We start from the raw sequence: 7456 nt of genomic DNA, 5'->3' as shown, positions 1-7456 counted from the left end.
TAGTAAACGCGCAGGGGTAGGGTTTGTTTTTGTTGGGATAGAGTTAGTTTTTCTGTCATCCTGAGCGCAGCGAAGGACCTTCTTACGGCAGAACGAGTCGTTGTTCCGTCTGCTATTCATGCGTGAGAAGATCCTTCGCTGCGCTCAGGATGACAGGGCCGAGGTAGACGCCGGTTGTATGGGTGCCGGCGCCAACGCCGCGTCCCAGTCTTTCCACATCGGCTCATAGCCCTGCCGCCGAATCATAGCCGCAATTTCCGCCGGGCTACGCTCGTCGCTGATTTCAAATTGCTCCAACGACTCTGGCTCCACCACGTAGCCACCGGGGTTGGTCTTGGAGCCGGCGCTGATGCTGGTGATGCCCAGGCGAATGATGTTATCGCGGAAGGTAGGGGTTTCGCGAGTCGAGATAGACAGCTCCACTTCCTCGTTCAGCAGACGGTAGGCACAGATGAGCTGCACCAGCTCCCGGTCACTCATCTCCACTTTCGGCTGCAAGAGGCCCTCGGCGGGGCGCAGGCGCGGGAAGGAGAGGCTGTACTTGGTCTGCCAGTAGGTACGTTCAAGGTAGTCGAGGTGCAAGGCCGTGTAGAAGCTGTCGGTGCGCCAGTCTTCCAGGCCGAACAGCACGCCTAGTCCCATCTTGTGCACGCCGGCCCTACCCAGGCGGTCAGGCGTATCAAGGCGATACTGAAAATTCGACTTCTTGCCCTTGGGGTGGTGCTTTTTGTAATCCTGCTGATGGTAGGTTTCCTGGTACACCAGCACTGTGTTCAACCCTGCCGGAATCAGCCGTTCGTAGTCCTCCTGATCCAGCGGCTGCACTTCCATTGAAAGGTGCGCGAAGTGCGGCCGCAGCGTGTGCAGGGCTTTTTCGAGGTAATCGACGCCCACGGTCTGGTTGGCCTCGCCGGTTACCAGCAGCACGTGCTCGTAGCCCCACGCCTTCAGCACCTGCGCTTCCTGCAACATCTCCACGCTGCTGAGCGTGCGGCGGCGAATTTTATTATCAAGACTGAAGCCACAGTAGGTGCAGATGTTCTGGCACTCGTTGCTCAGATACAGCGGCACATAGAGCTGCACCGTATTGCCAAACCGCTTGCGCGTGAGCTGCTGACTGAGCCTCGCCATCTGCTCAAGATAGGGCACCGCAGCGGGCGAAATCAGGGCTTTAAAGTCGTCCAGCGTACGGCGCGGTGCGGCCAGGGCGCGTTCCACGTCGGCGGCGGTTTTGGCGTAGATGCTGGCTTTAACACCGTCCCAGTGGTGGGCCTCGAAAATCGGGCGGAAGCTCATAGCTGTAGGTTTATGCAGACCGTCATGCTGAGCTGGTCGAAGCATCTCTACTGATAGTATTCCCAACGAAGCGGTAGAGATACTTCGATCAGCTCAGCATGACGGTCTTTTTCCGATGGTTCTAATCCAAAAACGCCGTCAGTGGCGAGCTGGCCTCAGCGTGCGCCACGGGCCTGGCTAGCCGCGCCTCGTAGGCCAAGCGGCCAGCTTCCACGGCCAGCCGGAACGCGTGGGCCATCTGTACCGGCTGACCGGCCACGGCAATGGCCGTATTCACCAGCACTGCATCAGCCCCCATTTCCAGCGCCGCCGCCGCATGCGAGGGCGCGCCAATACCGGCATCCACTACCACCGGCACCTTGCTCTGGCCAATGATGATTTCCAGGAACTCCCGCGTCAGCAGGCCCTTGTTCGAGCCGATGGGCGCGCCAAGCGGCATCACGGCGGCCACGCCTACCTCCTCCAAACGCTTGCACAGCACAGGGTCGGCGTGGATGTAGGGTAGCACCACGAAACCCAGCTTCACCAGCTCCTCGGCCGCTTTCAGGGTTTCCACGGGGTCGGGCAGCAGGTACTTGGGGTCGGGGTGGATTTCAAGTTTGAGCCAATTGGTTTCCAGCGCCTCGCGGGCGAGCTGAGCGGCAAATACGGCCTCCTTGGCCGTGCGCACGCCCGAGGTGTTAGGCAGCAGATTGAACTGCGGGTGCGCCAAATGGCTCAGAATGTCGTCCTTCCTATCGGCCACGTCCACGCGCTTTAGGGCCACCGTTACCAGCTCCGATCCAGAGGCCAGTAGGGCTTCTTCCATCAATTCAGCCGAGCTAAACTTGCCCGTACCGGTGAACAGGCGCGAGGTAAACGTGCGGCCGGCAAGTACGAGGGGTTGCGTTTTCATAGGGTAAAAACTAAGGTAGCGGCACCTTGCAGGCGCCCGTCGTTGTACACGCGCGTTCTCACAAAGCTGCCGTCAAAACAGGCAGACAGTCAACAAATTGGCCTGCTGCTATCGCAGGATCAGGAGCCGCCGTAATAGCCCCCGATATCGCTACACCATGCAGGCCAGCTGCCAGCAGTGGCGCCACATCGGCCAGCGTAATGCCACCAATGCCGATGATGGCGGTAGTAAAGCCAGTAGCACGGTGTTGCGCCAGCAGCGTTTCGTAACCCGCCAATCCTAAAATCGGGCTTAGCTTCTCCTTGGTCGTCGTGAACCGAAACGGCCCCAACCCAATATAGTCGACTCCAGCCGCCACCAGGCCTTCGATATCGACAAACGTGTTGGCCGTGCCGCCGATGATGAACTTCAGCCCAAGCAGGGCGCGGGCTTCGGCGGGCGGCGTGTCCTCTTTGCCCAGGTGCACACCATCGGCGCCAATTTCCAGCGCCAGTTGCGGGTTGTCGTTGAGAATGAACGTGGCACCGTGGCGGCGGCAAACGGCCTGCGTATCCAGCGCCAGTTGCTTCCATTCGAGGTAGGGCGTGTTCTTCACGCGCAGCTGCACCCAGCGCACGCCACCAAGGCAGGCTCGCTCGGCTTGCTCGGGGGAGGTAGTGATATAGTGAAGATTACTAATTTGCATCGTTTCGATTCTGAAAATGATACCCCAGCAACGTCTCGTTGCTGGCCAGCACCCGCGCCGTGTACGCCTTGCCCGATCGGCAGGCCTCCACCAACGACTCGCCCCGCGCCAGCCCCGCCACAATAGCCGCTGACAACACACAGCCGCTACCATGCTTCTCGCCGTGGGGTAGGCGCGGCGTAGTAGATCGTGCTACCTCCCGGCCGTTCTGGTACAGTACATCGGTTGCTTCGGCGCTATCGGCGTGGCCGCCTTTCAGCAACACCGGGCAATAGGCACTCACGACGGCGGCTGCTTCTTCGGCGGTGGCGGCGGTTGGCCACAGGCGCCGCATTTCGGGCTGGTTTGGGGTAAGTAGGGCTAGGCCGGTGCATAGCTGCCGAACCAGTTCCGGCGCCGGACCGGTGTGAAAGTCGTAGCCGGCGCTGGCCTTCAGCACCGGGTCCCATACCACACCAATAGCCGGGCTTTGCGCCCGCAACCACCAGAGCAGCTGCGGCAGCTCAGCCAGACTTTCTACCAGTCCAATCTTCGCCCACCCTACCCTGAAGCGCTCTAGTAGCGGCCGGGCTTGCGCCTGAATGTCGGCAAGCGGCATCCATTGCACGCGCTCAAACTGCACGTCGCTCTGTACCGTGAGGGCCGTGCACACGCCAAAGCCGTACACGCCGCGCTGCTCGAAGGTCTTGCAGTCAGCCAGCAAGCCGGCCCCGCCGCTGGGGTCGAAACCGGCAAGGCTGAGAACGTAGGGGCGAGGTGGTTGAGGCATTGTTTTTTCTGTCATCCTGAGCTTGCGAAGGACCTTCTCACGTCAGATAATCATGTCATTATCCAGCATTAGCACGCTAGATGTCTCACTCCGCTCGACATGACGTTCTATTTCGTCGTTCACACGTGATAAGGTCCTTCGCAAGCTCAGGATGACAGAAAAAACAATGCCTCAACCACCTCGCCCCTACGTTCTCAGCCTTGCCGGTTTCGACCCCAGCGGCGGGGCCGGCTTGCTGGCTGACTGCAAGACCTTCGAGCAGCGCGGCGTGTACGGCTTTGGCGTGTGCACGGCCCTCACGGTACAGAGCGACGTGCAGTTTGAGCGCGTGCAATGGATGCCGCTTGCCGACATTCAGGCGCAAGCCCGGCCGCTACTAGAGCGCTTCAGGGTAGGGTGGGCGAAGATTGGACTGGTAGAAAGTCTGGCTGAGCTGCCGCAGCTGCTCTGGTGGTTGCGGGCGCAAAGCCCGGCTATTGGTGTGGTATGGGACCCGGTGCTGAAGGCCAGCGCCGGCTACGACTTTCACACCGGTCCGGCGCCGGAACTGGTTCGGCAGCTATGCACCGGCCTAGCCCTACTTACCCCAAACCAGCCCGAAATGCGGCGCCTGTGGCCAACCGCCGCCACCGCCGAAGAAGCAGCCGCCGTCGTGAGTGCCTATTGCCCGGTGTTGCTGAAAGGCGGCCACGCCGATAGCGCCGAAGCAACCGATGTACTGTACCAGAACGGCCGGGAGGTAGCACGATCTACTACGCCGCGCCTACCCCACGGCGAGAAGCATGGTAGCGGCTGTGTGTTGTCAGCGGCTATTGTGGCGGGGCTGGCGCGGGGCGAGTCGTTGGTGGAGGCCTGCCGATCGGGCAAGGCGTACACGGCGCGGGTGCTGGCCAGCAACGAGACGTTGCTGGGGTATCATTTTCAGAATCGAAACGATGCAAATTAGTAATCTTCACTATATCACTACCTCCCCCGAGCAAGCCGAGCGAGCCTGCCTTGGTGGCGTGCGCTGGGTGCAGCTGCGCGTGAAGAACACGCCCTACCTCGAATGGAAGCAACTGGCGCTGGATACGCAGGCCGTTTGCCGCCGCCACGGTGCCACGTTCATTCTCAACGACAACCCGCAACTGGCGCTGGAAATTGGCGCCGATGGTGTGCACCTGGGCAAAGAGGACACGCCGCCCGCCGAAGCCCGCGCCCTGCTTGGGCTGAAGTTCATCATCGGCGGCACGGCCAACACGTTTGTCGATATCGAAGGCCTGGTGGCGGCTGGAGTCGACTATATTGGGTTGGGGCCGTTTCGGTTCACGACGACCAAGGAGAAGCTAAGCCCGATTTTAGGATTGGCGGGTTACGAAACGCTGCTGGCGCAACACCGTGCTACTGGCTTTACTACCGCCATCATCGGCATTGGTGGCATTACGCTGGCCGATGTGGCGCCACTGCTGGCAGCTGGCCTGCATGGTGTAGCGATATCGGGGGCTATTACGGCGGCTCCTGATCCTGCGATAGCAGCAGGCCAATTTGTTGACTGTCTGCCTGTTTTGACGGCAGCTTTGTGAGAACGCGCGTGTACAACGACGGGCGCCTGCAAGGTGCCGCTACCTTAGTTTTTACCCTATGAAAACGCAACCCCTCGTACTTGCCGGCCGCACGTTTACCTCGCGCCTGTTCACCGGTACGGGCAAGTTTAGCTCGGCTGAATTGATGGAAGAAGCCCTACTGGCCTCTGGATCGGAGCTGGTAACGGTGGCCCTAAAGCGCGTGGACGTGGCCGATAGGAAGGACGACATTCTGAGCCATTTGGCGCACCCGCAGTTCAATCTGCTGCCTAACACCTCGGGCGTGCGCACGGCCAAGGAGGCCGTATTTGCCGCTCAGCTCGCCCGCGAGGCGCTGGAAACCAATTGGCTCAAACTTGAAATCCACCCCGACCCCAAGTACCTGCTGCCCGACCCCGTGGAAACCCTGAAAGCGGCCGAGGAGCTGGTGAAGCTGGGTTTCGTGGTGCTACCCTACATCCACGCCGACCCTGTGCTGTGCAAGCGTTTGGAGGAGGTAGGCGTGGCCGCCGTGATGCCGCTTGGCGCGCCCATCGGCTCGAACAAGGGCCTGCTGACGCGGGAGTTCCTGGAAATCATCATTGGCCAGAGCAAGGTGCCGGTGGTAGTGGATGCCGGTATTGGCGCGCCCTCGCATGCGGCGGCGGCGCTGGAAATGGGGGCTGATGCAGTGCTGGTGAATACGGCCATTGCCGTGGCCGGTCAGCCGGTACAGATGGCCCACGCGTTCCGGCTGGCCGTGGAAGCTGGCCGCTTGGCCTACGAGGCGCGGCTAGCCAGGCCCGTGGCGCACGCTGAGGCCAGCTCGCCACTGACGGCGTTTTTGGATTAGAACCATCGGAAAAAGACCGTCATGCTGAGCTGATCGAAGTATCTCTACCGCTTCGTTGGGAATACTATCAGTAGAGATGCTTCGACCAGCTCAGCATGACGGTCTGCATAAACCTACAGCTATGAGCTTCCGCCCGATTTTCGAGGCCCACCACTGGGACGGTGTTAAAGCCAGCATCTACGCCAAAACCGCCGCCGACGTGGAACGCGCCCTGGCCGCACCGCGCCGTACGCTGGACGACTTTAAAGCCCTGATTTCGCCCGCTGCGGTGCCCTATCTTGAGCAGATGGCGAGGCTCAGTCAGCAGCTCACGCGCAAGCGGTTTGGCAATACGGTGCAGCTCTATGTGCCGCTGTATCTGAGCAACGAGTGCCAGAACATCTGCACCTACTGTGGCTTCAGTCTTGATAATAAAATTCGCCGCCGCACGCTCAGCAGCGTGGAGATGTTGCAGGAAGCGCAGGTGCTGAAGGCGTGGGGCTACGAGCACGTGCTGCTGGTAACCGGCGAGGCCAACCAGACCGTGGGCGTCGATTACCTCGAAAAAGCCCTGCACACGCTGCGGCCGCACTTCGCGCACCTTTCAATGGAAGTGCAGCCGCTGGATCAGGAGGACTACGAACGGCTGATTCCGGCAGGGTTGAACACAGTGCTGGTGTACCAGGAAACCTACCATCAGCAGGATTACAAAAAGCACCACCCCAAGGGCAAGAAGTCGAATTTTCAGTATCGCCTTGATACGCCTGACCGCCTGGGTAGGGCCGGCGTGCACAAGATGGGACTAGGCGTGCTGTTCGGCCTGGAAGACTGGCGCACCGACAGCTTCTACACGGCCTTGCACCTCGACTACCTTGAACGTACCTACTGGCAGACCAAGTACAGCCTCTCCTTCCCGCGCCTGCGCCCCGCCGAGGGCCTCTTGCAGCCGAAAGTGGAGATGAGTGACCGGGAGCTGGTGCAGCTCATCTGTGCCTACCGTCTGCTGAACGAGGAAGTGGAGCTGTCTATCTCGACTCGCGAAACCCCTACCTTCCGCGATAACATCATTCGCCTGGGCATCACCAGCATCAGCGCCGGCTCCAAGACCAACCCCGGTGGCTACGTGGTGGAGCCAGAGTCGTTGGAGCAATTTGAAATCAGCGACGAGCGTAGCCCGGCGGAAATTGCGGCTATGATTCGGCGGCAGGGCTATGAGCCGATGTGGAAAGACTGGGACGCGGCGTTGGCGCCGGCACCCATACAACCGGCGTCTACCTCGGCCCTGTCATCCTGAGCGCAGCGAAGGATCTTCTCACGCATGAATAGCAGACGGAACAACGACTCGTTCTGCCGTAAGAAGGTCCTTCGCTGCGCTCAGGATGACAGAAAAACTAACTCTATCCCAACAAAAACAAACCCTACCCCTGCGCGTTTACTA

At 60.4% G+C, this 7456-nt stretch carries 8 protein-coding genes; 4 read left to right on the top strand and 4 right to left on the bottom strand.

The window, feature by feature from the left end; all coding sequences use genetic code 11:
* Positions 1 to 144: 144 nt before the first annotated feature.
* The 4 genes from thiH (KYK14_RS20910) to KYK14_RS20895 form a co-directional block, all read right to left on the bottom strand.
* Positions 145 to 1296 (bottom strand): 2-iminoacetate synthase ThiH, encoded by a 1152-nt coding sequence (gene thiH, locus KYK14_RS20910; protein ID WP_219161629.1) that lies wholly within the window; start codon positions 1294 to 1296, stop codon positions 145 to 147.
* A 121-nt stretch (positions 1297 to 1417) separates the two neighbouring features.
* A complete protein-coding gene (locus KYK14_RS20905; RefSeq protein WP_219161630.1) occupies positions 1418 to 2191 on the bottom strand; it encodes a thiazole synthase in 774 nt (257 codons plus the stop codon).
* 58 nt (positions 2192 to 2249) lie between these two features.
* Entirely contained in the window at positions 2250 to 2876 is a 627-nt protein-coding gene (locus KYK14_RS20900) for a thiamine phosphate synthase (protein ID WP_219161631.1), read from the bottom strand.
* Positions 2866 to 3645 carry a hydroxymethylpyrimidine/phosphomethylpyrimidine kinase gene (locus KYK14_RS20895; protein WP_219161632.1) on the bottom strand — a complete coding sequence of 260 codons (780 nt, stop codon included), beginning with the start codon at positions 3643 to 3645 and terminating at the stop codon, positions 2866 to 2868. The genes KYK14_RS20900 and KYK14_RS20895 overlap by 11 nt, the downstream gene beginning before the upstream one ends.
* Before the next feature lie 166 nt (positions 3646 to 3811).
* On the opposite strand from KYK14_RS20895, the gene KYK14_RS20890 reads away from it, so the two are divergent.
* From KYK14_RS20890 to thiH (KYK14_RS20875), 4 genes are all read left to right on the top strand, one after another.
* Positions 3812 to 4591: a hydroxymethylpyrimidine/phosphomethylpyrimidine kinase gene (locus tag KYK14_RS20890; protein WP_219161632.1), complete on the top strand. Its 780-nt coding sequence runs from the start codon at positions 3812 to 3814 to the stop codon at positions 4589 to 4591.
* A complete protein-coding gene (locus tag KYK14_RS20885) occupies positions 4581 to 5207 on the top strand; it encodes a thiamine phosphate synthase (RefSeq protein WP_219161631.1) in 627 nt (208 codons plus the stop codon). Before KYK14_RS20890 ends, KYK14_RS20885 begins: the two co-directional genes overlap by 11 nt.
* A gap of 58 nt (positions 5208 to 5265) precedes the next feature.
* Positions 5266 to 6039, top strand: a complete 774-nt coding sequence (locus tag KYK14_RS20880) for a thiazole synthase (protein WP_219161630.1) — start codon at positions 5266 to 5268, stop codon at positions 6037 to 6039.
* Positions 6040 to 6160: 121 nt separating this feature from the next.
* Positions 6161 to 7312, top strand: coding sequence for a 2-iminoacetate synthase ThiH (thiH, locus tag KYK14_RS20875; RefSeq protein WP_219161629.1), 1152 nt, complete (start codon positions 6161 to 6163; stop codon positions 7310 to 7312).
* The last annotated feature ends 144 nt before the right edge of the window (positions 7313 to 7456 follow it).

Origin of the sequence: Hymenobacter profundi (assembly GCF_019334315.1) — a bacterium.
GTDB classification, from domain to species: Bacteria; Bacteroidota; Bacteroidia; order Cytophagales; family Hymenobacteraceae; genus Hymenobacter; species Hymenobacter profundi.
The sequence above is the reverse complement of the archived record's forward strand: the minus strand, read 5'-3'. Positions and strand labels throughout refer to the sequence as shown.

Excerpts from the sequence above, each read along its gene's own strand:
- KYK14_RS20890 (WP_219161632.1), top strand. The coding sequence starts at position 3,812 with ATGCCTCAACCACCTCGCCCCTACGTTCTCAGCCTTGCCGGTTTCGAC.
- KYK14_RS20905 (WP_219161630.1), bottom strand. The coding sequence starts at position 2,191 with ATGAAAACGCAACCCCTCGTACTTGCCGGCCGCACGTTTACCTCGCGC.
- KYK14_RS20885 (WP_219161631.1), top strand. The coding sequence starts at position 4,581 with ATGCAAATTAGTAATCTTCACTATATCACTACCTCCCCCGAGCAAGCC.
- thiH (WP_219161629.1), bottom strand. The coding sequence starts at position 1,296 with ATGAGCTTCCGCCCGATTTTCGAGGCCCACCACTGGGACGGTGTTAAA.
- KYK14_RS20880 (WP_219161630.1), top strand. The coding sequence starts at position 5,266 with ATGAAAACGCAACCCCTCGTACTTGCCGGCCGCACGTTTACCTCGCGC.
- thiH (WP_219161629.1), top strand. The coding sequence starts at position 6,161 with ATGAGCTTCCGCCCGATTTTCGAGGCCCACCACTGGGACGGTGTTAAA.
- KYK14_RS20895 (WP_219161632.1), bottom strand. The coding sequence starts at position 3,645 with ATGCCTCAACCACCTCGCCCCTACGTTCTCAGCCTTGCCGGTTTCGAC.
- KYK14_RS20900 (WP_219161631.1), bottom strand. The coding sequence starts at position 2,876 with ATGCAAATTAGTAATCTTCACTATATCACTACCTCCCCCGAGCAAGCC.